25 protein-coding genes are annotated in these 26,350 nt (G+C 68.6%); 17 read left to right on the plus strand and 8 right to left on the minus strand.

Going from position 1 to position 26,350, the window contains the following annotated elements; translation table 11 throughout:
- Positions 1-46 precede the first annotated feature (46 nt).
- The 4 genes from ACN8ZM_RS20455 to ACN8ZM_RS20470 all read right to left on the minus strand — a co-directional run bounded on the left by ACN8ZM_RS20455 (position 47) and on the right by ACN8ZM_RS20470 (position 4,269).
- Positions 47-1,366 carry an MFS transporter gene (locus ACN8ZM_RS20455; RefSeq protein WP_420212204.1) on the minus strand — a complete coding sequence of 440 codons (1,320 nt, stop codon included), beginning with the start codon at positions 1,364-1,366 and terminating at the stop codon, positions 47-49.
- A 78-nt stretch (positions 1,367-1,444) separates the two neighbouring features.
- Positions 1,445-2,131: a hypothetical protein gene (locus tag ACN8ZM_RS20460; protein ID WP_420212205.1), complete on the minus strand. Its 687-nt coding sequence runs from the start codon at positions 2,129-2,131 to the stop codon at positions 1,445-1,447.
- Between the two features lie 100 nt (positions 2,132-2,231).
- The gene (locus ACN8ZM_RS20465) at positions 2,232-3,278 is read right to left on the minus strand and encodes a LysR family transcriptional regulator (RefSeq protein WP_420212206.1); all 1,047 of its coding nucleotides are present in this window, start codon (positions 3,276-3,278) and stop codon (positions 2,232-2,234) included.
- A gap of 199 nt (positions 3,279-3,477) precedes the next feature.
- Positions 3,478-4,269, minus strand: a complete 792-nt coding sequence (locus ACN8ZM_RS20470) for an SDR family NAD(P)-dependent oxidoreductase (RefSeq protein ID WP_420212207.1) — start codon at positions 4,267-4,269, stop codon at positions 3,478-3,480.
- Positions 4,270-4,669: 400 nt separating this feature from the next.
- Here ACN8ZM_RS20470 and ACN8ZM_RS20475 point away from each other — a divergent pair, with 400 nt between their 5' ends.
- The 13 genes from ACN8ZM_RS20475 (at position 4,670) to ACN8ZM_RS20535 (ending at position 18,619) form a co-directional block, all read left to right on the plus strand.
- A complete protein-coding gene (locus tag ACN8ZM_RS20475) occupies positions 4,670-5,551 on the plus strand; it encodes a neutral zinc metallopeptidase (RefSeq protein WP_089452323.1) in 882 nt (293 codons plus the stop codon).
- 163 nt (positions 5,552-5,714) lie between these two features.
- Positions 5,715-6,455, plus strand: coding sequence for a response regulator transcription factor (locus ACN8ZM_RS20480; RefSeq protein WP_420212208.1), 741 nt, complete (start codon positions 5,715-5,717; stop codon positions 6,453-6,455).
- A 12-nt stretch (positions 6,456-6,467) separates the two neighbouring features.
- Entirely contained in the window at positions 6,468-7,178 is a 711-nt protein-coding gene (locus ACN8ZM_RS20485; protein WP_420212209.1) for a hypothetical protein, read from the plus strand.
- A 161-nt stretch (positions 7,179-7,339) separates the two neighbouring features.
- On the plus strand, positions 7,340-7,537 hold the full coding sequence (locus ACN8ZM_RS20490) for a hypothetical protein (protein ID WP_043179813.1): 198 nt from the start codon (positions 7,340-7,342) through the stop codon (positions 7,535-7,537).
- A 263-nt stretch (positions 7,538-7,800) separates the two neighbouring features.
- Positions 7,801-9,303: an aldehyde dehydrogenase family protein gene (locus ACN8ZM_RS20495; RefSeq protein WP_420212210.1), complete on the plus strand. Its 1,503-nt coding sequence runs from the start codon at positions 7,801-7,803 to the stop codon at positions 9,301-9,303.
- A gap of 72 nt (positions 9,304-9,375) precedes the next feature.
- Positions 9,376-10,716 carry an aspartate aminotransferase family protein gene (locus ACN8ZM_RS20500; protein ID WP_043179807.1) on the plus strand — a complete coding sequence of 447 codons (1,341 nt, stop codon included), beginning with the start codon at positions 9,376-9,378 and terminating at the stop codon, positions 10,714-10,716.
- Between the two features lie 237 nt (positions 10,717-10,953).
- Positions 10,954-12,456: an APC family permease gene (locus tag ACN8ZM_RS20505; protein ID WP_301767985.1), complete on the plus strand. Its 1,503-nt coding sequence runs from the start codon at positions 10,954-10,956 to the stop codon at positions 12,454-12,456.
- On the plus strand, positions 12,453-13,040 hold the full coding sequence (locus tag ACN8ZM_RS20510) for a DUF3156 family protein (protein WP_420212211.1): 588 nt from the start codon (positions 12,453-12,455) through the stop codon (positions 13,038-13,040). Before ACN8ZM_RS20505 ends, ACN8ZM_RS20510 begins: the two co-directional genes overlap by 4 nt.
- 63 nt (positions 13,041-13,103) lie before the next feature.
- A complete protein-coding gene (locus ACN8ZM_RS20515) occupies positions 13,104-14,042 on the plus strand; it encodes a helix-turn-helix domain-containing protein (RefSeq protein WP_041493501.1) in 939 nt (312 codons plus the stop codon).
- A 167-nt stretch (positions 14,043-14,209) separates the two neighbouring features.
- The gene (locus ACN8ZM_RS20520) at positions 14,210-15,418 is read left to right on the plus strand and encodes a porin (protein ID WP_043179800.1); all 1,209 of its coding nucleotides are present in this window, start codon (positions 14,210-14,212) and stop codon (positions 15,416-15,418) included.
- A gap of 201 nt (positions 15,419-15,619) precedes the next feature.
- Entirely contained in the window at positions 15,620-16,858 is a 1,239-nt protein-coding gene (locus ACN8ZM_RS20525) for an ABC transporter substrate-binding protein (protein ID WP_420212212.1), read from the plus strand.
- A gap of 34 nt (positions 16,859-16,892) precedes the next feature.
- Positions 16,893-17,762 (plus strand): carbohydrate ABC transporter permease, encoded by an 870-nt coding sequence (locus tag ACN8ZM_RS20530; protein WP_043179796.1) that lies wholly within the window; start codon positions 16,893-16,895, stop codon positions 17,760-17,762.
- Positions 17,732-18,619 (plus strand): carbohydrate ABC transporter permease, encoded by an 888-nt coding sequence (locus ACN8ZM_RS20535; protein ID WP_420212213.1) that lies wholly within the window; start codon positions 17,732-17,734, stop codon positions 18,617-18,619. Before ACN8ZM_RS20530 ends, ACN8ZM_RS20535 begins: the two co-directional genes overlap by 31 nt.
- 32 nt (positions 18,620-18,651) lie before the next feature.
- Here ACN8ZM_RS20535 and ACN8ZM_RS20540 read toward each other — a convergent pair whose 3' ends face one another.
- On the minus strand, positions 18,652-19,674 hold the full coding sequence (locus tag ACN8ZM_RS20540; protein ID WP_420212214.1) for a LacI family DNA-binding transcriptional regulator: 1,023 nt from the start codon (positions 19,672-19,674) through the stop codon (positions 18,652-18,654).
- Positions 19,675-19,680: 6 nt separating this feature from the next.
- On the opposite strand from ACN8ZM_RS20540, the gene ACN8ZM_RS20545 reads away from it, so the two are divergent.
- Positions 19,681-20,601 carry a phosphatidylinositol-specific phospholipase C gene (locus ACN8ZM_RS20545; RefSeq protein ID WP_420212215.1) on the plus strand — a complete coding sequence of 307 codons (921 nt, stop codon included), beginning with the start codon at positions 19,681-19,683 and terminating at the stop codon, positions 20,599-20,601.
- Here the strand turns inward: ACN8ZM_RS20545 and ACN8ZM_RS20550 are convergent.
- Positions 20,598-21,554, minus strand: coding sequence for an alpha/beta hydrolase family protein (locus ACN8ZM_RS20550; protein ID WP_420212216.1), 957 nt, complete (start codon positions 21,552-21,554; stop codon positions 20,598-20,600). The genes ACN8ZM_RS20545 and ACN8ZM_RS20550 overlap by 4 nt on opposite strands.
- A 56-nt stretch (positions 21,555-21,610) precedes the next feature.
- The gene (locus tag ACN8ZM_RS20555) at positions 21,611-22,222 is read right to left on the minus strand and encodes a LysE family translocator (RefSeq protein ID WP_043179790.1); all 612 of its coding nucleotides are present in this window, start codon (positions 22,220-22,222) and stop codon (positions 21,611-21,613) included.
- 86 nt (positions 22,223-22,308) lie between these two features.
- On the opposite strand from ACN8ZM_RS20555, the gene ACN8ZM_RS20560 reads away from it, so the two are divergent.
- Positions 22,309-22,836: a GNAT family N-acetyltransferase gene (locus tag ACN8ZM_RS20560; RefSeq protein ID WP_420212217.1), complete on the plus strand. Its 528-nt coding sequence runs from the start codon at positions 22,309-22,311 to the stop codon at positions 22,834-22,836.
- Positions 22,837-22,881: 45 nt separating this feature from the next.
- On the opposite strand, the gene ACN8ZM_RS20565 is transcribed toward ACN8ZM_RS20560, so the two are convergent.
- Positions 22,882-23,799, minus strand: a complete 918-nt coding sequence (locus ACN8ZM_RS20565) for a LysR family transcriptional regulator (protein ID WP_089452335.1) — start codon at positions 23,797-23,799, stop codon at positions 22,882-22,884.
- 118 nt (positions 23,800-23,917) lie between these two features.
- Here ACN8ZM_RS20565 and ACN8ZM_RS20570 point away from each other — a divergent pair, with 118 nt between their 5' ends.
- Together ACN8ZM_RS20570 and ACN8ZM_RS20575 are read left to right on the plus strand one after the other, a co-directional pair.
- A complete protein-coding gene (locus ACN8ZM_RS20570; protein WP_420212218.1) occupies positions 23,918-25,105 on the plus strand; it encodes a M20 aminoacylase family protein in 1,188 nt (395 codons plus the stop codon).
- A 60-nt stretch (positions 25,106-25,165) separates the two neighbouring features.
- The gene (locus tag ACN8ZM_RS20575; RefSeq protein ID WP_420212219.1) at positions 25,166-26,338 is read left to right on the plus strand and encodes a porin; all 1,173 of its coding nucleotides are present in this window, start codon (positions 25,166-25,168) and stop codon (positions 26,336-26,338) included.
- The last annotated feature ends 12 nt before the right edge of the window (positions 26,339-26,350 follow it).

Consider the following 26,350-nt stretch of genomic DNA (forward strand, 5'->3'; position numbering starts at 1 on the left):
GGTATCCGTTTGAAGTACGAAGGAATGAAACGGCTGGCGGCGACGTTCAATCCGCGAGCGGCTGGTGCGCGGTTTCGCGCGCGGCGAGGAGCGCGATCGACGTGACGACCAGCGCCGCGGCGACATACAGCGATACGGCCGTCGTCGTGCCCGTCTGCCGGAACAGCGCGGCGATCACGAGTGGCGCAAAGCCGCCGCCGACGATGCCGGCCAGCGTGTACGCGAGCGACGAGCCCGCATAGCGCACGCGGGTCGGGAACTGTTCGGTCACGAACGCGCCCTGCGGGCCGTACATCACCGCATGGATCACGAGGCCGATCGCGACGGCCGCGACGATCGCGCCCGGGCGCGCCGAATCGAGCAGCGTGAAGAACACGAACGCCCACACGATGCCGGCGAGCGCACCGGCGAGATACACGGGCCGGCGGCCGAAGCGGTCCGACAGCGCGCCGAAGAACGGCACCGCGAGCGCGTTGCAGGCCGTGCCGATCATCACGGCCGTCAGGGCGACGGGGCGCGACAGATGCAGCACGGCCGTCACGTAGGTCAGCGTGAACACGACGATCAGCGCATACAGCACGTCCGAGCCGATTCGCGAACCGCCCGCGATCAGCAGGCGCTTCCAGTGGTATTTCAGCACGTCGGCGACGGGCACCTCGGCGGTCGCATGCGATTCGGCGAGCTGCTCGAACTGCGGCGTTTCGTCGACGCCGCGCCGCAGCCAGAAACCGAACACGACGAGCAGCGCGCTGGCCGCGAACGGCACGCGCCAGCCCCACGACAGGAAGTCACCCGACGTGGTCGACAGAGTCACGAGCGCGATGCAGCCGGTGCCGAGCAGCGTGCCGAACGACGGGCCGATCTGCGTCCACGATGCGGACAGCCCGCGCCGTTTCTGGTCGCCGTGCTCGACCGACAGCAGCACCGCGCCGGCCCATTCGCCGCCGAGCGCGACGCCCTGCACGAAGCGCAGCGCGACGAGCAGGATCGGGCTCAGGATGCCGGCCTGCGCGTAGGTCGGCAGCGCGCCCATCAGCGCGGTCGTCACGCCCATCAACACGAGCGTGAGCATCAGCACCGCGCGACGGCCGATGCGGTCGCCGAGATTGCCGAACACGAAGCCGCCTAGCGGGCGCGAAACGTAGCCGACCGCATAGGTCGAGAACGCGAGGATCGTGCCGGCCAGCGGATCGACCGACGGAAAGAACAGGTGATTGAAGACGAGCGCGGCGAGCGTGTTGTAGATCGTGAAGTCGTACCACTCGAGCGACGTGCCGATCATGCTCGCGGTCGCGAGTCGGCTGTTGCGGACGCGGCGGGGCGCGTGGGCGGCGGGCTGGGCGAGAGTGCTCATGGTGTCGGGCATGTCGTGACGGGGAACGGGATGAAACGCCGGCCGATGCGCGGGTGTGCATCGCGCATCCGGTGCGGCCGGCGTGGGCGATCAGGCCGGCAGGGCGGCGGCAGCGGGCTCGGTTTCGACGTCGTCGCCCACCGCATGCAACGGCGCGGCGGCGCGCCACAGCAGGTCGAAGGTGCGCACGTCGTCATGCCCGGCGAGCGTGGCGGCTACGCGGCGCGTCGCGGCCGCATCGCTGCCTTCGATCAGCACGAGCGCATCGGCGGCCGGGCGGGCAGCCGCATCGGCGCCGATCGGCGCGGACAGATCGGGCGCGGTGCGGAAGAGTCGCGCGGCGTGGATGCCCGGTTCGTGCAGCACGTCGTCGAAGCGCGCGCGCAGTTGCGGCACGTCGATGCGATCCGGCGGCAGCACGAACAGTGCGAGATGCGCGCCTTCGCCATCGCCGGCCTCGATCGTCAGTTCGCCGACGCGCCGCTGAGTGCCCGTCATGCGCTCGAAGTTCGCGAGCGACCAGGCGGTCTGCTGCGTGAACGCGCGCCGGTACGCGTCGCCGCGGAACACGTCGAGCGCGTCCGTCACATACAGCGCGAGGTACTTGCGCGGGCCGCGATCGGTCGCGCGAAAGCGCCGTGCATGCGTGAAGCCGGGAATCGCGACACGTTCCTGCATGTGCTCGCGGTCGTACCACGCGTTGAAATCGGCTTCGTGCGCGGGGTCGATATCCGTCCAGACGCAGAGTTGGCCGTGCGGAAGGGAAAGGCGGGTCATCGCGGGGTTCCTCGTGACGGGGTGTGTCAGGAACCGCAGTTTCCCGAAGACGGGCCGCGCCCGTCCAACAAGAAAACAAATTCGCGGTGAACAGGTTTTCTTATGAGCGGCGCGGGCGGCGTTTCGCGGGGGGCGTGGCGGGTGGTGCGGATGGCGTCGTGCGCTTCGCTTCAGCCGGCGCCTTGGCTTTCGTTTTCGTCGCGGGACGGGCGGGTGGTTTGTCCACGCTATCGGGCGTGACCGCTGCCGCCGGCCTTGCGTGATTCGCGGCGGCCGACATCGCGCGCGCGACTTCGCTGGCCAGTTCCGCGATGCGCGCGGCCACCGGCTGACCCTGGCTGCGGTACGTCGCGACGAGCGGCAGCGCGGGGAATTCGGGATCGACGTCGAGCAGTTCGAGCGCGCCTTCGTGCAGCTCGCGCCCGATGATCGCGGGCGGTAACGCGGCCACGCCGAAGCCGTCGGCGACGAGGCGGATCATCGCGGCGACCGACGTGATGCAGTTGATGCTGGCCGGCCGCTCGACGGCCGCGAACAGGCGCTCGATCGTCGCGTGCGGCCCCGAGTGGCGCGAGAAGCTGATGATCGGGAATTCGGCCAGGCGCGCGACGTCGAGCGCCTGGCCGCCGAGCCCGAGGCGCGGGCTGGCCGCCCAGCGCACCGGGAATTCGCACAGCGGCAGGTTCGTGAAATCGGGGCCCGGTACCGGGTCGGTCTGCAGGATCAGGTCGACGCCGTCGGTGCTGAGCAGGCGGATCAGGTGCAGCGTCGTGTCGCTCGTGATCTCGACGTCGAGGCGCGGATAGCGCTCGCGCAGTTGTGCCATCAGCGCGGGGAACCAGCTGTGCACGATCGATTCGATCACGCCGATCCGGATCAGGCCCGCGTCGCTCGCCGCATCGATGTCGCGGCGCATTTCGCCGTCGAGCCGCACGATCCGCTCCGCGTAGGCGAGCATGCGCCGGCCCGCGGGCGTGAGCGTGGCCGAGCGCGTGTTGCGGTCGAACAGGCGCACGTCGAACGCTTCCTCGAGCGACGCGATGCGGCTCGACACGGCGGCCTGCGTCGTGTGCAGTTTTTCGGCGGTGAGCCGAAAGTTTTCCAGCTTCGCGAGCCAGACGAAGGTTTCAAGAAACCGGATGTTCATCGAGGTTCGAACCGTGAGGCGGTGCCGGGCGGGGCGGCGGGATCGGTCGATGGTAGCGGATTTTCCAGGGCGGGAACTGAGCGGGCGGTGCGGTACGCGCGCGGTAGCGGGTGCGCGGGCGGGCGGTGGCGGGCAGGAGGACGTGCACGAAAACGCCGCCCGCGACGCGTGCGTCACGCGAGCGGCGCACCCGCGCACATCAAAGCTTGTCGAACGCGAGCGTCGGCACGTCGACGACCATCGCGCCGCCGTCCGCGACGAGCGTCGCACCGGTCACGAACGACGCGTCCGGCGACGCGAGGAACGTGCAGACGGCCGCGATCTCGTCGGGGTCGGCCGCGCGCCGCAGCGGCACGTCGGCGCTGACGCGCGCATACGCGCCGTCGAGCGTGTCGCCGTGCGCCGACATCAGCGGGGCCATCTCCGCATCGGCCATCGGCGTGCGGACCCAGCCGGGGCACACCGCATTCGCCCGCACGCCGTGTGGCCCGTAGTCGCGCGCGAGCGACCGTGCGAGCCCGAGCAGCGCGTGCTTGCCGACCGTATAGCCGCACACGCCGGGCCCGGCCGCGAGCGCCGCGATCGACGCGACCAGCACGATGCTGCCGCGCTGCGCGATCAGGTCGGGCAGGCACGCGCGCGCGCTGACGAACGCGGTGTCGAGGTTCGCGTGCATCGCGTCGCGCCACTGCGCGTCGTCGGTTTCGTCCGCGCGGCCGAGCCCGTGGCCGCCCGCGCACGCGACGAGCGCATCGACGCGACCGAAGTGTTCGGCGATCTGCGGCAGGAAGCGGGCCCAGTCGGCGGCACTCGCGGCATCGCCGGCCAGCGCGAGGCCGCCCGTTTCGGCGGCCAGCGCGTCGAGCGGCGCCTGGCGCCGCCCGATCAGCACGACGCGGTCGCCGCGATGGGTGAAGCGGCGTGCGCACGCGGCGCCGATACCGGTGCCCGCGCCGGTGATCGCGATCGTGCGGGGTGGCGGGTGTGTCATGTCGTGCTCCGGAAGGGTGTCGTCTCCGGTCACTTTAGGCGGCGCGGGCGAGCGCCGGTATCAGCCGAAAGGATGAAGGCGGGCGGCATCCGGCCAGCCGGATCGGCCGTTGCCCATTTTGCAAAGGCTGACGATGTCCGGTGCCGAATCGCTCTATCCTCCACATTTTTGCGATAAGTCACGAAAGCCCGGCAGAATAGCGCGGGCGGGCCGCGCATCGACGCGCGGCGCATCGGTCGGCCGATTCCGTCGTGCGAGCGGAGCGGCAGGCCGGCGATCCCGGCATGGGCGCGCACCCGGCGCGCGGGCGCTGCATCGGCCGAGGATCGTGCCACGACAACTTATCTCCCGGTCGCGCGCTCGCGCGCCGGATCATCGACAAGAACAGGGAGGGCCGGCAATGAGGCTGGACGACGAAAGGGAAAGCACGAACGTCGAGGATCGCCGCGGCGCCGGCGGGTTCGGCGGCGGGCGCGGCGCGACGATCGGCATCGGCACGATCGTGGTTGCGTTCGCCGCGTCGTATTTCTTCGGGATCGACCCGCGCGTGATACTCGAAGGCGCATCGGCGCTGCAGGGCCGCCAGCAGCAGGCGCAGCCCGCGCCCGCGCAGCGGCAGGGCGCGGCGGCGAACGAACCGGGCGCGGTGTTTACGCGCAAGGTGCTTGCCAATATCGAGGACACGTGGTCGGGCATTTTCTCGACCCAGTTGCATGCGCAATACCAGCCGCCGAAGCTGGTGATGTTCGAGAATTCGACGCCAACCGCATGCGGCACCGGCCAGAGCGCAATGGGGCCGTTCTATTGCCCGGGCGACCGCAAGGTGTATATCGATCTCGGCTTCTACGACGAACTGCGCAAGCGTTTCGGCGCGGGCGGCGATTTCGCGCAGGCTTACGTGATCGCGCATGAAGTCGGCCATCACGTGCAGAACCTGCTCGGCATTTCCGACAAGGTCGATGCCGCGCGCCGGCGGGCGAGCCAGGCACACTCGAACGCGCTGTCGGTGCGGATGGAGTTGCAGGCCGACTGCTTTGCCGGCGTATGGGCGAACAACGCGCAGCGCGCGAACCAGCGGCTGATGGAACCCGGCGATTTCGAGCAGGGGCTGAAGGCCGCCGCCGCGATCGGCGACGACCGGTTGCAGCAGCAAGGGCAGGGCTATGTCGTCCCGGAAAGCTTCACGCACGGCACCAGCGACCAGCGCGTGTACTGGCTGCGGCGCGGGATGCAATCGGGCGAGCTGAGCGCCTGCGACACGTTCGCGGCGAACGCCCGCTGACACGAGGGCGCGCGCCGTCGCGCGCCCGCCTCGTTCCGGCCGAACCCGCGGTGCCGGCCGGGCCGGGACGATTTGCCGATTTGTGCTCACCGGCGCTTTTCGGCGCCGGTAGGCTGGCCCGAACTTCGATCTTCGATACGTTCGCCCGTTAGCCGACGCCACCATGCCGACCCCATCCGTTCCCGCCGACCCGGCCGCCGCCGACTGGCCACGCGCGCTGCGCGCATGCGTGGACGCATTCGACGCGTTTGCGAGCCCGTCCGCGATCGTGTTCTACCGGCTCGACCAGAGCGGAGAACCGGCCGATTTCGAGCTGTTCGGGATGCCGGAATCGATGCATCGCACCTATGTCGCGCGCTACCGGATGCTCGATCCGCTGCATCCGTCGCGCTGCGCGGCGGGCGAGCGCGCGGTCGTCACGCTCGCTTCCCAATTGCCTGACGAAAGGCGCGACGCATCCGCGTACTGGACCCGTTTCCTGCGGCGCCACGACGTGGCCGACGTCGTCGAGATCTGGCTGCGCGATGCGGGCCGGACGGTCGGCGCGTTCTCGCTGCTGCGCTTCGGGTCGGGCGAAACGCGCGGCGGCGTGACCGGCAACAGCACGGCCGGGCGGTTCGCGCCCGGCGAGATCGATGCGCTCGCGCGGCTGCAGCCGGTTGCCGAAGCCGCGCTGAGCCCGCTGCTGCGCGCGCGGCGCGGGATCCACCGGATCGGCTGCGAGGAGCGCCTGACCTATCGCGAGGAGCAGATTGCGCGCCTCGTGCGCGACGGCCGCTCGAACAAGGAGATCGCCCGCGATCTCGCGCTCGGCCAGCCGACCGTCAAGACGCACCTGATGCGGATGTACCGCAAGCTCGGCGTGTCGAACCGCACCGAACTGGTCGGGGCGCTGTTCCTGTAATTCATCGGATAATTGCGATCCGGAATTCGAACCTTTCGCGATCGCCGATTCATGGATATCAAAGCGCTGCTGGCTGTGCTGCTCGTGTTGCTGGGTGTTTTCTCGGCCTCGACTGCGTTCGCGCAAGAGAGCGAACCCGATTCGTGCGCCGTACTGCAACCGCTCCGGATGCTGGCCGATGACGTCGGCGACGCTGGCACTGATCTCGGCGACGGATGGCTCGCACTGGCGCCGGACGGCAATCGCTGGAAGCTCGCGCCGGCACGCATCCGGCTCGAACCGGTGCAACCGGATGGCATTGTCGTCGACGTCACGCCCGACGTGAAAAAGGCCGTTGCGCTGTTGCGTTGCACATCGCTCAGGCAGGGCCGGGTCGACGCGGCGAACCTGGCGTTCCCGAACGGTGGAAGGGTGATCGAGCCCGGCCCCGAACCGCTGCGTTTCGCGTTTCACGGCCACCGGTACGCATTGCGCTACACCGCATCCGGTGCGGTGATGGTCGAAGGCGGCGGCAAGCGGTCGGTCCTGCATGATTTCGGCGGCGACCCGCCGCCGTTTCGCGTGACGCTGATCTGGGCCGGCGACCTCGATCGCGACGGCCGACTGGACTTCCTGATGGAGTTCGGCAATGAAATCGGCACGAATTTTTGCCTGTTCACGTCGGGCAATGCCAAGGAAAACGAACTGGTTGGCCCCGCGGGCTGCCTGGATGTCAGCGGCTGACCGGCAGACGCCTCAGCCAAGCCCCCACTTTGCAAGCCTGATCGGTCGAACCGTGCCGAACCGGTGGCTCGCCGCCGCTGAAATCGTTCTGCTCGCGGGTTCCCGCCGTCGTGCAGTACCATGCGCGATCGTCGTTTCAATAACAACCAGGGGCCGGGAACATGGACGTCACGATCATTGCAGTTGCGCTTGTGGTCGCCGCCTTGAGCATTGCACTGCCGATTTTCATCATCAGGACCGTGAGAAGCGGGATATACGATTCGCTGTACTTCCTGATTCCGCTGGCGCTCGGCATCTACTGGCTGGATTACCAGGCGTACGACTTCCTTGCGTCGATGGGGCACGGCTTCAGAAACTAGCATCGCAATGACCGGGCATGGGCCCGGTACCGGCGCGGGCATGCCCGCACCGGTCGAGTAGGCCGGCCGGTCTGCCCGCGCGATACCGAGCCGGCTTCCCGCCTCGACACTCGACACGCCCCCGCGGGGCTCGAACCTGCCACCCTCAGCGCCCACGCGCTGCCAATTTGCGCTCACCGGGCGCGAACCCTCGTCGATACAGTGGAACGACGCCCGCGTGCCCATGCGCACGCGGTCCAGCCACGACAATCCTCGAGACGCCCATGAGCACCACGAATTTCGTCGCCGTCAGCGACACCGTGCGCACCTTCGTTGCGCGCGATTTCGGCCTCTTCATCGACGGTGAAATGCAGCCCGCGCACGCGGCCGCGCGGCTCGACGTGTACGACCCCGCGACGGGCGAGCGGCTCGCGACGGTCGCGGACGCCGACGAACGCGACGTCGACCGCGCGGTCGCCAGCGCGAAGCGCGCATTCGACACCCGCGTGTGGCGCGGCCTGCGCCCGGCCGACCGCGAACGCATCCTGCTGAAACTCGCCGACCTGATCGAGCGCGACGCGGAAACGCTCGCGCAGCTCGAAACGCTGAACCAGGGCAAGTCGATCCACGTGTCGCGCGCGGTCGAGGTCGGCGCGAGCGTCGAATACGTGCGCTACATGGCCGGCTGGGCGACCAAGATCACCGGCCAGACGCTCGACGTGTCGATCCCGTTCCCGCCCGGCGCGCGCTATACGGCCTATACGCGCAAGGAGCCGGTCGGCGTGGTCGCCGCGATCGTGCCGTGGAATTTCCCGCTGATGATCGCGGTGTGGAAGCTGATTCCCGCGCTCGCGGCCGGCTGCACGATCGTGCTGAAGCCGTCGCCGGAAACGCCGCTCACCGCGTTGCGCCTCGCCGAGCTCGCGCTCGAAGCCGGCGTGCCGCCCGGCGTGTTCAACGTCGTCACCGGCGGCCGCGTGTGCGGCGCCGCGCTCGCGAGCCACCCGTCGATCGCGAAGATCTCGTTCACGGGCTCGACCGCGACCGGCAAGCTGGTCGGCGCGGCGGCCGTGCAGAACATGACGCGCTTCTCGCTCGAACTCGGCGGCAAGAACCCGATCGTGATGCTCGACGACATCGACGTCGCGCAGGCGCTCGACGGCGTCGCCGCCGGCGCGTTCTTCAACCAGGGGCAGGTGTGCGCGGCCGCGTCGCGCATCTATGTGCATCGCAGCAAGTTCGCGCAGCTCGCCGACGGCCTCGCGGGCGTCGCGCAGTCGATGAAGCTCGGCGCGGGCCTCGACACGACCGCACAGATCAACCCGCTGGTCTCAGCGCATCACCGCGACAAGGTCGTCCAGCACATCGAAGGCGCGCGCCGCGCGGGCCTCACGTTCCTCGCCGGCGGCACGCCGGCCGACGATTTGCCCGGCTATTACGTGAAGCCGGCCGTGATCGCCGATCCGCATCCGGACAGCGCGATCGTGCGCGACGAAGTGTTCGGCCCGGTGATCGTCGTCGTGCCGTTCGACGACGCGGCCGACGCGGTGCGCCTCGCGAACGCGTCGCCGTACGGCCTCGCCGCGAGCCTGTGGAGCAACGACCTGAAGCGCGTGATGAACCTCGTGCCGCAGATCGAGGCCGGCACCGTGTGGGTGAACTGCCATATCCCGCTCGACCCGTCGATGCCGTTCGGCGGCTACAAGCAATCGGGCATCGGCCGCGAATTCGGCCAGTACGCGATCGAAGGCTTCACCGAAACCAAATCCGTCTGCATCGCGCACTGACGCGCGGCGCCAATTACGAAAACCGAGAACCTCGGCGATCGAGGTTCAACCGATCCGACAGTGGAGACTGCAATGAGCTACAACGAAGCGAAATTCTGGCATCCGATGGTGCACCCGAACGACATGAAGCAGCGCAAGCCGATCCGCATCGTGCGCGGCGACGGCTGCTACGTGTTCGATGAAGAGGGCCGCAAGCTGGTCGACGGCGTCGCGGGCCTGTGGAACGTGAACGTCGGCCACAACCGCCAGGAAGTGAAGGACGCGATCGTGCGCCAGCTCGACGAGCTCGAATACTTCCAGCTGTTCGACGGCATCTCGCATCCGCGCGCGGAAGAGCTGTCGAAGAAGGTGATCGACATGCTCGAACCGGAAGGGATGCGCCGCGTGCTGTACAGCTCGGGCGGCTCCGATTCGATCGAGACCGCGCTGAAGATCGCGCGCCAGTACTGGAAGGTGCGCGGCCAGGCCGACCGCACGAAGTTCATCTCGCTGAAGCAGGGTTATCACGGCACGCACTTCGGCGGCGCGTCGGTGAACGGCAACACGGTGTTCCGCCGCAACTACGAGCCGAACCTGCCCGGCTGCTTCCACGTCGAGACGCCGTGGCTGTACCGCAACCCGTTCACGCAGGATCCGGAGGAACTCGGCCGGATCTGCGCGGAAATGCTGGAGCGCGAGATCCAGTTCCAGAGCCCCGACACGGTCGCCGCGTTCATCGCGGAGCCGATCCAGGGCGCGGGCGGCGTGATCGTGCCGCCGGCCAACTACTGGCCGCTGGTGCGCGAGGTGTGCGACCGTTACGGCGTCCTGCTGATCGCCGACGAGGTCGTGACGGGCTTCGGCCGCAGCGGCAGTATGTTCGGCAGCCGCGGCTGGGGCGTGCGCCCGGACATCATGTGTCTCGCGAAGGGGATCTCGTCGGGCTACGTGCCGCTCGGCGCGACCGTCGTGAACGCGCGGATCGAGGACGCGTTCGCCGCGAACGCGGATTTCGGCGGTGCGATCATGCACGGCTACACGTATGCCGGCCACCCGGTGGCATGCGCGGCCGCGATCGCGAGCCTCGACATCGTCGTGAAGGAAGACCTGCCGGGGAATGCGGCGAAGCAGGGCGCGTATCTGCTCGAAGCGCTGAAGCCGTTCGCGGAACGCTTCGCGGCGGTCGGCGAGGTGCGCGGCAAGGGGCTGATGCTCGCGCTCGACCTCGTCGCGAACAAGGACACGCGCGAGCCGATCGACCCGCTGTCCGGCTACGCGAACGCGGTCGCGGAAGTCGCGCGCGAGAACGGCGTGCTGGTGCGCCCGGTCGGCACGAAGATCATCCTGTCGCCGCCGCTCGTGATCCAGCGCGAGCAGCTCGACCGGATCGTCGACGCGCTCGCGGCGGGCTTCGAGGCCGTGCCGTTCGCGTGATGGCGTGATCGCGTGACGGCACGCCGGCGGCGGGCAGCGCGGCTGCCGCCGGTTTGCCGATTTGCGCTATGACCGGATTATTTTGCCTGCGTATTTTTTCGACATCGGATCGAGGTGTGATCGACAGGGGGCCCGGGAATCGAAGCGCTGAAGCGCCGCCCCGGGCCGACCGCAATGCCATGGAACCCCGGCCGCCGACGAAGCGGCGGCCAGGGTCGACACAGGAAGGAGACAAGGATGTCGGGATGGTCTGGAGTTACCGGCGCAGCGGGCGGCACGCCCGCCGGCACGCCGGCTGAAGCGGGTGGCGGCACGGCGCTGAACGCGGGGGCGGTCGGTTTTCCGACCGCGCTGGCGAGCGCCGTCGGCCTGATCATGGCAAGCCCGGTGATTCTCACCGCGACGTCGGGCTTCGGGATGGGTGGCTGGGCGTTCGCGGTCGCGATGATCATCGCGTTCGTGATGATGCAGGCGCAGGCGACGACCTTCTCCGAAGCCGCCGCGATGCTGCCGACGGCCGGCTCGGTTTACGATTACCTGTCGTGCGGGCTCGGCCGTTTCTGGGCGATCACCGGCACGATCTCCGCGTATTTCCTCGTGCACGTGTTCGCCGGCACGGCGGAAACGATCCTGAGCGGCATCATGGCGCTCGTCAATTTCGAATCGCTGAATGCCGCGTTCGAGAAGCACAACAGCTCGTGGCTCGTCGGCGTCGGCCTCGTCGTCACGTTCGCGATCACCAACATCATCGGCATCAAGGTGTTCAGCAAGCTCGAGATCGTGCTGACGGCCGGCATGTGGCTGTCGCTGATGATCTTCGGGATCCTCGGGCTCGCGGCCGCGCCGGCCGTGCATCTCGACGGCTGGTTCGGCGGCTCGGAAGTCGGCACGTCGGTGCCGGCCGTGCTGTCGCTGGTCGGGATGGCGATGTTCATGTTCGTCGGCTGCGAGTTCGTCACGCCGCTCGCGCCGGAAATGAAGACGCCGGGCAAGACGATTCCGCGCGCGATGGCGCTGGGCCTCGTCGGCGTCGCGATCTGCATGTTCCTGTACGGCGCGGCGATCCGCCGCCAGGTCGCGAACGTGCCGGTGAGCCCCGACGGTCTCACGCACCTGCTCGACACGCCGGGCGCGATTCCCGCGTTCGCGCTGCAGGTGCTCGGGCCCTTCGGCCGCGTGTGGTTCGGCATCGCGTTCCTGTGCGCGGGCGCCGCGACGATCAACACGCTGATGGCCGGGCTGCCGCGCATCCTGTACGGGATGGCGATCGACGGGGCGCTGCCGCGCTGCTTCGCGTACCTGCATCCGCGCTTCAAGACGCCGGTGGTCGGCATCGTCGCGGCGGCGATCGTGCCGATCTTCCACGCGTGGCTGATCAACGGCAATCTCGACAGCATCCTGCACCTCGTGCTTGCCGCGACCTGCGCGTGGGGCACCGCGTACCTGCTCGTCACCGCGTCGGTCGTGATGCTGCGGATTCGCCGCCCGGACCTGCCGCGCCCGTACCGTTCGCCGCTGTTCCCGCTGCCGCAGATCGTGTCGAGCGTCGGCATCATCCTGGCGATCTGGTACATCACGCCGCCGGGCATGAACGCGCGCGACATCTACGTGCCGTTCGGCGCGATGCTCGGGCTCACCGCGCTGTACGCGCTGTTCTGGACGCTGGTCGTGCAGCGCCGGCATCCGTTCAAGCCGGTGCCGGTCGAGGAAGTGCTGCGCAACGAGCACGTCGCGTCGTGAAGGCCGTGCTTGCCCGCTGGCGCGCGACGCCCGATGCGCCGCCGCCCGGCCATCGGCCCGGCGCGATCGCCGCGCGCGTGCTGGCCGATTTGGGCGCCGCGCGCGATGCCGATCGCGTCGGCAGTCCGACGGCGAGGCTGCCGAACGGCGTGCGCGTGAGCATCGACGAGCGGGTCGATCGCCAGTTCCTGATGCACACGGTCAGCGTGAAGGTGGCGGCAACCGTGTGCGGTCCGGCCGTGCAGGGCAGTGCGCGCGTGCGGCAGACCGGCTGGCTGCGCTGCACGGGCATCGATGCGCTGGCCGCGCCGGGATGCGACCCCGGATTCGCCGACACGCTGGCCGCACTGGTGGCCGAGCCGTCGCTGGCCGACGCGCTGCGGCCGCTGCACCAGACCGACTGCACGATCGACGCGCGCGACGGCCGCTGGACGCTCGCGATCGTGCCGTTCGGCGGCAGCGAGGTCGTGAACCGGATGCCGTCGTTCCGCCGCTACGTTCGTCTGACGGGCGAGCAGGCCGCTGCCTTGTCGGCGGCCTGTCTTGCGTTCGAAACCGCACTACGCAGGATTTTGCACGGGTAAGCTGTGGCGTTTCGCACCGGGGGAACCCGGCGGCCGCGTTTAAGGGTTTTACCGGAGATGCCGATGCTGTTCCAGTCACGCTCACACGAAGACGTGCACGATCACGGGCTCGCGATCGCGGGCTGGCATCAGGTCTACCGCCAGATGACGCCGGGCCGCTTCAAGGGCACCGTCACGCAGGTGCTGTACGACGATTTCCACTTCTTCCGCGAAACGACCAACCGGCGGGTCGCGCAAACCGGGCTCGCGCCGGCCGGGCGCACGTCGCTCGCGGTGCCGCTGTCCGTGCCGCTCGCGGGCACGTTCCAGGGCCAGCCCGTCGACGGCTATGCGCTGCTCGCGCTGCGCGCCGGCGAGGATTTCGAATTCCACACGCCGGAAGGGATGGGGCTCGTCGGGATCAGTGCGGCGTCCGACATGGTCGACGAGCTGTGCGAAGCCGAATTCGGCGCATCCGGCGCGCGCAAACTGCGCCACGTGACGCGGCTGTCCGACGAGCAGGGTGTCGCGCTCGGCGTGCGGCTGTCGGCGCTGATCGACGACGCGCAGCGCAACCCGGGCCACCTCGAATACGCGGCCACCCGCAAGATGTTCCGCGACGCGATGCTCGGCATGTTCCTCGACGCACTCGAGCAGGGCATCGGCGTCGAGCGCCGCGACATCACGCACGCCACCTACAGCGACATCGTGAGCCGTTGCGAGAAGCATCTGCGCGACCGGCCCGAAGAACCCGTCACCGTGCTCGAACTGTGCCGTGCGCTGCGCTGCAGCCGCCGCACGCTGCAAACGAGTTTCCAGCGCGTGGCCGACGTCACACCGGTCGGCTATCTGCGCACGATCCGGCTGAATGCGGTGCGCCGCATGCTGCGCACGACGTCGGTGCAGCAACTCGGCGTCGGCGAGGCCGCTGCGAGCTGGGGTTTTACGCACCTCGGCTATTTCGCGCGCGAGTATCGCGACCTGTTCGGCGAGCTGCCGTCCCAGACGACGCGCCCCGAATGACGCACGCGCGCCGCAACGGCGCCGCCGGGCACGGTCGCGGGCAACGCGTGCGACTGTTTGCCGATTTGCGATAGAGGTCCTGAATTTTCGCTGGATAGAGTCCTGTCACCCATATCGATAACCCCATCGATCTGCACTGCGAATCGATGACAACAGAGGGGCGGGACATGAAGATCGGACGACGACTGGCCGCGGCTGCGGCGACGCTGGGTTGCATGCACGCACACGCGCAAACCTCCGGCAGCGTGACGCTGTACGGCACCGTGGACACCGGCATCATCTACTCGACGAACCAGCAGTTCACGCGCGCCGACGGCAGCACGGGCGGCGGCCATGCGTGGCAGATGGGCGGCGGCAACCTCGTGCCGTCGCGCTTCGGCTTCCAGGGCGCCGAGCCGCTCGGCGGCGGGCTCAATGCGGTATTCACGCTCGAGCAGCAGTTCCTGTCGGCGAACGGGCAGGCGCTGCAGGGCGGCACGGCCTTCAGCCGGCAGGCGTGGGTCGGGCTGCGCCAGGACGGGATCGGCACGCTCGGCCTCGGCCGACAGTACGACTCGTACACCGACATGCTCGGCGCGTACGTGTCGAGCAACAACTGGGCGACGCCGTACGGCTCGCACCTCGGCGACGTCGACAACCTGAACGCCGCATTCAACTTCAACAACGCGGTGAAGTTCACCAGCGCCGATTTCAACGGCCTCACGTTCGGCGGCACGTTCAGCTTCGGCGGGCAGGCCGGCGACTTCTCCGCGAAGCGCGGCTACGCGGTGGCCGCCACGTACACGCGTGCGCCGGTCGCGTTCTCGGTCGGCTACCTCGACCTGCACCAGCCGCTCGATGCGGCGCTCGGCGGCGCGAGCGGCTATATCGGCGATTTCGCGTGCAGCAACCCGGGCGCGATGTACTGCCTGCTGCAGGATGCCGGCTCGATGCGCGCGTTCGGCGCGGGCGGCTCGGTCACGTTCGGCGATGCGACGATCGCGCTCACCTACACGCATACGCGCCTCGGCGACAGCCGTTATTTCTCGACGGCCGCGCAGCCGCGCACGCAGGCGTTCACGTTCGACATCGGCGAGCTGAATGCCACGTACATGTTTACGCCCGCGCTGCAGGGCGGCGTGGCTTATATCTTCAATGCCGCCCATACCGACGGGCGCGGCACGACGCGGTTCCACCAGGTGAACGTCGGCACGAACTACAGTCTGTCGAAGCGCACGGCGCTGTATGCGGTCGCGATCGGCCAGATCTCGAGCGGGAAGGGGCTCGGCACCGACGCGGACGGCAACGCGGTGAACTACGCGCAGATCCCGGTGCTCGCGAACAGCAACTCGAGCCGGCAACTGGCGGTGATGGCCGGGATCCGCGTGAACTTCTGATCCGGCCGGGGAGGTCCGGCCGGGGACGCCACGCGGGTGGGGCGGCTGGGCACGGCGGCCGCCTCTCCCGCCGTGTGCCATAAATTCTTAACGATCGGCGTGAACAATGGCGTTCGCTTCAGGCGGCCAGAAGCGTCGCCCGCGTTGCACACGTGTGCAACGCCTGGCCGTCCCGCCACCACGCCGAACGAGAGAGACCTCATGACCTTGCTGAGCCGCCTGCGCGCGCTGTCCGCCGCCCTTGCGCTGTCCTTCGCCGCCACGCACGCCGTTGCCGCGGATCTCGTCATCGCAGGCCGCGACGACATCTACGGCAAGGGGCTGGCCGACGCTGTCGCCGGCTTCAACAAGCTGCACCCGGGCACCGAGATCGAGCTGCTCAAGCTGCCGAACGCGAACCTGTACCAGAAGCTCAAGCTGTCGATGCGCGAAGGCACCGGCGCATACGACCTCGTGATGATGGACGACACGTGGGCACCCGAATTCATCGGCAACGGCTGGCTGAAGCCGCTGCCCGCGTCGCTCGCGGACGCCGATCTCGTGCCGTCCACGGTCGCGCTCGGCCGCAATGCGGCCGGTGCGCTGTACGCGCTGCCGATCGTCGGCAACGTCGAGATGTTCGCGTATCGCAAGGACCTGCTCGCGAAGTACAAGCTGCAGCCGCCGCGCAACTGGGACGACGTGCTGAAGATCGCGCAGACCGTCGGCGGCGCGGACAAGAGCGTGTCGGGCGTCGTATTCCGCGGCACGAAGGGCAACCCCGTCGTGACGGGCTTCCTGCCGATCCTGTGGGCCTACGGCGGCGACGTGTTCGACCATGCCGGCAACGTGACGATCGATTCGCGCGAAACGCAGGCCGCGCTGAAGACCTTCCTCGCGCTGAAGGCGTCCGCGCCGAAGGACGTCGACGTATATGGCGCAGCGGAAGTGCGCGACGCGCTGCAGCGTGGCACGGCCGCGCAGTCGATCGAGGTGTGGCCGGCGTGGGTGCCGGCGCTCGACGATCCGAAGCAGTCGCGCGTGGTCGGGCAGATCGCGCTGCAGCCGCCGCCCGGGCAGACCGCGGGCCCGGCGCCGATGCTCGGTATCTGGCAGATGGGCATCCCGAAGGATGCGCCGCACGCGAAGCTTGCACAGGATTTCCTCGCGTACCTGACCGCACGCGACACGCAGACGCGCCTCGCCGGCATCGGCATTCCGCCGACCCGCCGCAGCGTGTTCAACGATCCGGCGCTGGTGCGCCAGTACCGCTGGTATCCGGATCAGCTCAAGGCGCTCGAAGCGGGCCGCGCGCGGCCGCGCGTGAAGGACTGGCAGCAGGTCGAGAGCATTCTCGGCGACCAGCTGCAACTCGCGCTGACGGGGCAGGCCGCACCCGACGCGGCGCTGCGCCAGGCGCAGCAGAAGATCGCGCAGGCGACAGCCGCGGCGGGCAAGTGACGGGACGCGTCGAACCTTCGCCGGGACACAGCGCATGAAAGCCTTCGGCCGCAGCCTGCCGTTCGTCGCGCTGCTCGGGCCCGCGCTGCTGGTGCTCGCCGCGCTCGCGCTGTATCCGGTCGCGCAAGTGCTGATCGATTCGTTCTGCCAGGTCGACTATTCGGCCGGCCGCCGCGCATTCGCCGGGCTGGCGAACTATCGCGCGGTGCTCGGCGACGACGCGTTCACGGCCGGCTTCGGCAACACGCTGCGCTTCACGATCGTCGCGTCGCTCGCCGAAGTCGCGCTGGGCTTCGGCCTCGCGCTGCTGTTTGTGCGTGCGTTTCCGGGGCGGCGCATCGCGTTGCCGCTCGCGATCCTGCCGATGATGCTGTCCACGCTCGTGTGCTCGGCGATCTGGCGCAACTGGCTGAACTTCGACGGCTTCCTGAACGCGCTGCTCGCGGCGTTCGGTATTGAAGGCGTGCGCTGGCTGTCCGATCCGCATCTCGCGCTGTGGTCGCTCGCGCTCGTCGACGTATGGCAGTGGACGCCGATGGCGTTCCTGATCGTGCTCGCCGGGCTGCAGTCGATCCCGCAGGAGCTGTACGAAGCCGCGCGCACCGACGGCGCGAGCGAGTGGCAGTGCCTGCGCGACATCACGCTGCCGCTCGCCGCGCCGCAGATCGGCCTCGCGCTGCTGCTGCGCTCGATCGACACGTTCAAGCTGTTCGACAAGGTCTATGCGCTGACGGGCGGCGGCCCCGGCAACGCGACGCAGACGCTGTCGACCTATATCTACGACACGGGCTTCCGCTTCTTCAACGTCGGGCCGGCGAGTGCCGCGTCGGTGCTGATGCTCGCGGCGTCCGCGCTGCTGGTCTCGGGGTACGTATGGCAGACGGTTCGCAAGCGGCGCGCATGACGGCGCAACCCGCCCGCATCACGGGCGCACGAACGGGCGTCGCATTCGGTCGCGCACTGCCGTGGGCATTGCGCATCGTTGCGCTCGCGCTGTTGCTGCTGCCGTGCCTGTGGATGGCCGGCGCAGCCTTCATGCCGACGCTCGAACGCCTCGATCATCCGTTGCGGATCTGGCCGGCCGCACCGACCGTCGAGCATTTCGCGTCGGTATGGTCCAACGGCATCGGCGCGCCGCTGTTCAATTCGCTGCTGGTCGGCTTCGGCACGACGCTGCTCGCGCTGGCGCTCGCGTTTCCGGCCGCGTACGCGCTCGTGCGATTGCGGTTTCCGGCGCGGCTCGACCTGCTGTTCCTGGTGCTCGTGCTCGCGTTGAAGCTGATGCCGCCGATCACGATCGCGGTGCCGCTGTTCGCGCTCGCGAAGCGGCTGCACCTGCTCGATTCGACGCTCGGCCTGATGCTCGCGTACCAGATCTATGCGCTGCCGATGGCGATCTGGATGCTGCTCGCGTTCGTGCGCGAAGTGCCGATCGAATACGAGGAAGCGGCCTGCATCGACGGCGCGGGCCTGGCTCGACGGCTCGTGCAGATCGTGCTGCCGCTGTGCGCGCCGGGACTGATCGCGACCGCGATCTTCGTGTTCATCGCCGCGTGGAACGAATTCCTGATCGCGCTGCTGTTCGTATCGACGCCGAGTCGCTTCACGCTGCCGCTTGCGATTGCCGGCTACGTGACGGAGAACGGCATCGACTGGGGCGACCTGATGAGCGCAGGGCTGATGGCGTCGCTGCCCACGCTGGCCGTGGCCGGCTACGTGCAGCGCTACCTGTTGCGCGGGTTCGCGGGCGGGCTGAAGTGACGCGCGGCAACGCCGCGCCCGATCTCCCCGTGTTACTCGCAACTGGCCCGCACCACCTGCGTGACCGGCACGACGCGCGTGCGCGACGGGCCGTCGAACGTCTGCATCCGGTCGGCGAGCAGGTCGACTGCCGCGTGCGCGAGGCCGCGCGTGTCCTGCCGGAGTGTCGTGAGCCGATACGCATCGTATTCGGCGGCCGGGATGTCGTCGAAGCCGATCACGCGCACGTCGTCCGGCACGCGCAACCCGAATTCGCTGCGCGCGACGTCGATCACGCCGAGCGCGAGCAGGTCCGACGAGCAGAACACGCCGTCGGGCCGCCCGCCGTTCGCGAACAGTTGCCGCGCCGCTTCGACGCCGCTCGCATGGGTGTCGGACGGCGTGTCGAGCACGTGCGCGAGCGTCGCGTCGAACGCGTCGCCGCGCCCGATCGCCTGCTCGAACGCGGTGGCGCGCGATTGCGCGCTGTAGCTCGCGCCGCGCGGCCCCACGAACGCGAGCCGGCGCGCACCGGCCCGCACGAGCCGCTGCGCCGCATGGACGGCGCCCGCCGCGTTGTCGCTGACGACGAGGTCCGCGCCCGGCAGGTTTGCCTCGCGGTTGATCATCACGACCGGGATCCGGTGTTCGAGATACTGCTGCGCGACCGACAGCGGCGGCGACGCGGATGTCATCACGAGGCCCGCGATCCGGTAGCTCAGCAACTGTTCGAGCGATTGCCGGACCTGGCGCGGATCTTCCGCATTGGTCACGAGCGGCGTGAGCGCGCGCTGCCCGAGCGCGGCCATCAGGTCCGACAGCAGCCGCGCGCGGAACGGATTCTCGAACCCGGCCGTCACGACGCCGATCATGCTGCTGCGCTGCGTGATCATGTCGCGCGCGATCAGGTTGACCTGGTAGCCGAGCGCACGCGCGGCGACCATCACGCGCTCACGCGTCTGCGGCGCGATGCTGGCCGTCGGCGAGAATGCGCGCGACACCGCGGAACGCGAGACGCCCGCGCGTGCCGCGACATCCGACGCCGTTACCCACGGTTTTCTTTCCTTGTCATTCATCGATTCATGATTCCTTCGAGCCACGATACGTGCACGCCGCCTGCCGACTGGATGTCGGCGCTCGACGACGCGCGGCCGCTGCATACGCTGACCCTACCGGGCAGCCATGACACCTGTGCGTATACCGTCGACGATCCGCTCGTGCGCACGCAGCGTGCGCCGCTCGACGCGCAGCTCGCGCAGGGCGTGCGGCTGCTCGACATCCGCTGCCGGCACGTGCGCGATGCGTTCGCGATCCATCACGGCGGCATCGCGCTCGGCATGACGTTCGACGACGTGCTGGCCACCTGTGCGCGTTTTCTCGATGCGCATCCGCGCGAATGCCTCGTGATGTCGGTGAAGGACGAATGGCCGGCGCACGCGTGTACGCGCAGCTTCGATGCGACGTTCGACGCGCATCGCGCGCGGCACCCGCGGCTGCGCTGGCATGCCGGCGGCCCGTTGCCGGCGCTCGGCGACGTGCGCGGCGCGATCGTGCTGCTGCGGCGCTTTCGCAGCAGCCGGCCGCTCGGCATCGACCTGACCGCGTGGCCCGACAACGCGACGTTCACGATCGATCATCCCGATGGCGCGTTCGTGATCCAGGACGAATATCGCGTGCCGGTGGCCGCGTCGATCGGCTGGAAGTGGCGTGCGATCGATGCGCTGCTGACGGACCTGCCGTCGCCGGACAGCGGCCGCTGGGCGATCAACTTCTGCAGCGGGACCGGGATGGGTGCGAATCCGTCGGTGGTCGCACACGGCGACGGCAGGGTGCAGGGCATTCATGCGCGGCTGGCCGAACGACTGCGCGCGCAGCGCGGCCCGTATGGCGCGATGCTGCTCGATTTCTGCGATGACGACGACTGGGCGCTGGTGCGCGCGCTGATCGCGTGCAACGACCATGTGTCGGTGCCGGGCGTCTGGCGCAAGACGTTTCGCTGTTAGCGGAGATTCGCGCTGAAGAACGCGAGCGCCTTCGTGTCGAGCGTTTCGTGGAATGCCGCGCGATCGAATCCCTTCGCATCGGTACAGACTTCGGGCGAGATGTGCGCCAGTTGTTCGGAGCAAGGTGCGAGAAACGCGAAGTGCGCGGAGTTCGGCACGACGTGGAATTCCGGCCGTTTCGGCAGCATATTGGCCAGCGCCGGGATCGTTTCCGGCTCCACGCCGTCGCCGCCCGCTTCGGACCCCCAGAGCTGGATCGGCGCGTGCACGCCCTTCAGCGTATCGGCGCTCGGGAATTCGTTCATCGGGTCGGCGATCACGTAGGCCTTGATCCGCGGATCGTGTGTCAGCGGCTGGCGTGGCACGTCGCGGTCGCGGATCTGCTTGCAGATCAGCCAGGCCGGATCCGGGCAGGCCACGTGCGCGTGCACGAAATCCGGATTGGCGCCGGCCAGCACGAGGCCCGTATAGCCGCCGCGCGAGAAACCGAAGAAGCCGATCCGCGCCGGATCGATATGCGCGGCGTCGGGCCCGTTGGCCAGCATGTAGTCGACGAGACGCTTGATGTCCTCCGGGCGCTCGACCAGCTCCCGCAGGTCGGCCGCATGGCTCATATCGGTGTGCGTGTCGCCGGGATGGTTGATCGCCGCGACGACGTAGCCCGCGTCGGCGAGCGTTTCGGCGAGATCGTGATGCCCGAAGTAGGTGCCGGCATGGCCGTGCGAGATCACGACGAGCGGCAGCTTGTCGCCGACGGTCGGGCAGTTGCGTTGCCCTTTCAACAGGAACGGGCCGATCGTGAGCGGTTGTGCGGGTGTCGCGCAGGGCGTCCAGATGGCCGCGCGCAGCTCGGGGCCGGCCGCGTCGGCCGGGATGCTGACGAACTTGACGCCGGCCGCGTGCGCGACCGAGGCGGACAGGCAGAGCAGGGCAACCGATAGCCAGGTTTTCATGTCGATTCCCGGGGCAATGGAGGAGGCGCGACGCGACGTGCGCCGGACAGATGCGCTCAACGCGTCGCGATCGCCACTGCCGCACCGGCCATCGCGGTCGCGCTCGTGCGGTTGGCGATCCGCTTCGCGCGCGCCGACGTCAGGAAAGCCCGTGCGCGCGATGCAAGCAGCGACCAGAAGCAGTCGGCCAGGATCAGGACCGCGAGCATCGTGCCGACCAGTTCGGCCCATGCGGTCACGCCGACGTGCGCGAGATCGACGATGGTCGGCAGCAGTGCGAGATAGAAAACCGCGATCTTCGGATTGCCGAGCGTCACGGCCATGCCCGCGACGAACATGCGCCACGGCGACTGGCCGCGCGGCAGGTCGTCGGCGCCGGTCTCGGTCGGCGCGGTCCACATCTTCCATGCGAGGAACAGCAGGTACGCGACGCCGAGCAGCTTCAGCACGATCAGGCCGGTCTCGAACGTGCGGGCGAATGCGGACAGCCCCGCGACCGCGAGCGTGAGCCACAGTGCTTCGCCGAGCCACATGGCCGCCAGGAACGGCAGCACGTCCCGCACGCCGTTCGTCAGCACGCGCGCGACCAGCGCGGCGACGCTCGGCCCGGGCGTGCCGGCGGTGACGAGCAGGGTGACAGCGAAGACGGCGAGCGCGGACAGCGTCATGACGGACCTCGTGGGCGGGCGTTCGAAACGTATGAAGTTTCGATTATAGTGACGGCCGTTCCAGACTGTCTGCCTGAGTTGCCGTCATGACTGCACCGATCCTGATCCGTCCCGCCACGCGGGAAGACGCGGCCGCGATGGCCGCCGTCGAAGTGGCCGCCGCGCAGCGGTTTCGCGAAATCGGCATGACCCATATCGCGGAAGCCGAGCCGACCGATACGGCCGCCGTGCTCGTGCGCATCGATGGCGGCCGGGCTTATGTGGCGGTCGATGCGCAGGGAGTGTGCGTCGGGTTTGCGTTCTACCGGCTGCTGGATGCGCAGCGGCTTTATCTGGAAGAACTGGATGTCGTGCCGTCGCATGCCGGACTGCGGATCGGCGCGCGCCTGATCGAACAGGTGATGGCGCGCGCGGCGCAGGACGGCCTCGCGGAGGTCGTGCTGTCGACGTTTCGCGACGCGCCGTGGAATGCGCCGTACTACGCGCGCCTGGGTTTCGAGGTGCTCGACGACGCGAGGCTCGACGATATGCTGCGTACCATTCGCGCGTATCACGTGTCGCTCGGGCTCGACGAGACACAGCGCGTATTCATGCGGTTGCGCGTTCCGGGCTGATGCAGGCCCGGCGAGTCATGGTGTCGGCTGCAGCCCGATTCGTTGTCAGCGCAATGCGTCGCTCCCGGTCAGCGGCAGCGACGCGAACGCGGCTTCCACGTGCGCCAGAAAGTCGGACGCGGGCCGCGTCAGTTGCAGCCCCGGCGGCGTGAGCCGGTACAACTGCAGCGGTGGCGGCGACATCGGTAACGGCAGCGGCGTCAGCTTCTGGCCGAACACGGTTTCCGCGAGCGAGAGCCGGGTCCACGAGAAAATCGCATCGTTGGTCATCATCAGGCTGTAGAACAGCGCATACGACGTGCAGCGCGTGATGCAGCGCGGCGGGGGCAGGCCCGCGTGCGCATGCAGGTCACGGATATACGTGGGGAAGTTGTCGCTTGCGTCGGCGTGGATCCATTCCGCGTCGCGCAGCGCCTCGAGCGACGTCGCGCCCGCGAAGCGCCCGTTCTCGCGGGTGACGAACGCGGTGTCGAACGTGCGGATCGCCTTGATGTCGACCGACTCGGCAATGGGGCCCGTCACGGCGACGAAGGCGAGATCGAGCGTGCGATTGCGCAACTGTTCCGAGAGCAGGTTGAAGGTCAGTTCACGCAGTTCGCACTCGACGTTCGGCCAGTGGCGGCGGAACGCGGCGTAGGCCTCGGCAAAGCCCGTCACCGCGACGATCGGCGTGAAACCGATCACGAGCCGTCCGTCGCGCAGCCCCTTCATGTGCGCCATGTCCTCGCTCGCCCGTTCGAGCTCGCGCACGACGGCCTGGGCGCGCCCCAGCAGCGCGTCGCCTTCCGGTGTCGGCGCGACGCCCCACGGCTTGCGCTCGAGGAGCGGTACGCCGAATTCGTTCTCCAGTTCCTGGATCGCCTTGCTGATGGCCGGCTGCGTGACGTGCAGGGTCCGGGCTGCGGCCTTGATGCTGCCGGCCGTCGTGACCGCGACGAGCGCGCGCAATTGATGGATTTTCATGATGCGGAAGATATTACCAAAAGTTATCCGCATCAAAATTCGTGAGTTTTTTGACCCGAAACGCGTCTCTATGCTTGGCCGAGACGGTCGCGACGCGGCCGATTCCACGGAGCCATTCATGACGCAGAACCTTGCTCACGTACTCGCGGCGATTCGCGAGTCGGAGTCCCGATTCGTGGCGATCCGCCGCGACATCCACGCCCATCCCGAACTCGGTTTCGCCGAGACCCGCACCGCGCAGCTCGTCGCCGAACAGCTGGCCGCATGGGGTTACGACGTGACGACGGGCGTGGGCGGCACGGGTGTCGTCGGCCAATTGCGGCGCGGCGCGTCGGCGCGCACGCTCGGGCTGCGCGCCGACATGGACGCGCTGCCGATCGAGGAGGCGACGGGGCTGCCGTATGCGAGCACGGTGGCGCGCACGATGCACGCGTGCGGACACGACGGCCATACGGCGATCCTGCTGGCCGCCGCTCACTATCTCGCTGAACAGGGCCGGTTCGACGGCACGCTCAACGTGATTTTCCAGCCGGCCGAGGAAGGGCTCGGTGGCGCAAAACGGATGATCGACGACGGCCTGTTCGAACGTTTCCCCTGTGAACGCGTGTATGCGCTGCACAACGCGCCGGGCGTGCCGGTCGGCCATTTCGCGCTGCGCTACGGGCCGATGATGGCCTCGTCCGATTCGGTGACGATCACCGTGACGGGCAAGGGCGGGCACGGCGCGATGCCGCAGCTCGCGAGCGACCCGATCGTCGCGGGCGCGCAAATCGTGACCGCGCTGCAATCGATCGTCTCCCGCAACGTCGATCCGCTGAAACCGGCCGTCGTGACCGTCGGCACGTTCCATGCGGGCACCGCGCCGAACGTGATTCCGGAAACCGCGACGCTGCAGTTGTCCGTGCGTGCGCTCGATGCGGCGACGCGCGACGAAGTCGAGGCGCGGATCCGCCGGATCGTCGACGCGCAGGCGCAGGCGTTCGGGATGACCGCGCAGATCGAATACCAGTCGATCTCGCGTGTCGTGGACAACGACCATGCGGCGTCGGATCTCGCGGTCGAGACGATCTCGGCGCTGGCCGGCGAGGGCGCGCTCATGCTGTTGCCCGACGGCGTGATGGGCAGCGAGGATTTCTCGTGGATGACCGAATGCGTACCGGGCTGCTACGTGCTGATCGGTAACGGCGTCGATTCCCGGGGCGGGTGTTCGGTGCACAACCCGGGTTACGACTTCAACGACACCGCGCTGAGCTGGGGGGCGGCCTATTTCGCCGGTATCGCCGAACGCTTCCTGAAGGCGGGCTGACGACGGCGCACAGGAGACGCGCCGGCCGGAGATGGATTGAATTGACAATAAGGATAACGAATGAAGAAGCGATTTGCATTTGGCGTGGCCTGTCTCGCGCTCGGCGCCGGCAACGCGCGTGCCGTGCCCTATCAGGACGTGTTGCTGGCGGCGGTGCCCGAGTACAACGGTCGACTGACGGAGGGTGTCGCGTTGTACGGCTCGGTCGACATGGGGATCAACTACCAGACGGTCGGCGGCCATTCGCTGTGGCAGACGCAGAGCGGCGGCGAGTGGACCTCCAAATTCGGCTTCTTCGGCCGTGAGAACCTCGGTGGCGGCTGGCGCGCCGAGTTCAACCTCGAAAGCGGGTTTCTCGCGAACAACGGCGCGCAGCAGGACAAGCAGTCGACTTACAACCGGCAGTCGTGGGTCGGCCTGACGTCGGACAGCTACGGGCGGCTGCGTCTCGGCAAGCAGATCGGCACGGCGCTGCCGCTGTTCATCGACGTGTTCGGCACGGTGGGCACGAACTCGGTCTATACGTGGCTGGGCGCGGCAGCCGTGCAGACGAGCCGCGGCGTCGGCTACAACTCGGACCTCGGGCCAGGGGCGACGCAATTGCCGGCGCGCGTGGACAACGCCATCACGTACCGTACGCCGATCGTCGCGGGCACCACGTCGCTGATGCTGATGTATGCGCCGAGCAACGTGGCCGGGCGCGCGCCCGCGGCGTCCGCGCAAGGCGCGCTGCTGCAGTGGTACAACGGCACGACCTATCTGGCCGCGAGCTACAACCAGGTGTGGGGCGTCAACGGGGCAGGCACCGTGCGCAACGACCTGTACGGGCTCGGCGCCGTCTATGACACGGGGCGGATCGTGCTGTCCGCATCGTTCAACCAGTACGCGCCGAAGCTGGCCGGCGACGGCATCGCGCGCGTCTACACGGTCGGCGCGATCGTGCCGTTCGGCGTCAATGCGATTCGCGCGTCGGTCGTCTATCGCGATACGTCGGGCGTACGCGACGCGGCCGGCCAGCCGGCCAAGGACTCGGCGCTCGGCGCGATGCTCGGCTACGACTACCTGCTGTCGAAACGCACGGGCCTCTATGCGCGCGCGGGGTTCATCCGCAACTACGGCATCTCGACCGTGTTGCTGAACGGCAACCCGCTGCCGACCGAACCGGGCGGCACCGCACCGCGCACCGGGACGACACCCGTGACGCTGTCGCTCGGCATGTATCACAACTTCTGAACGGGAATTTTC

The organism is Burkholderia aenigmatica (assembly GCF_048627025.1).
Classification (GTDB): domain Bacteria; phylum Pseudomonadota; class Gammaproteobacteria; order Burkholderiales; family Burkholderiaceae; genus Burkholderia; species Burkholderia aenigmatica.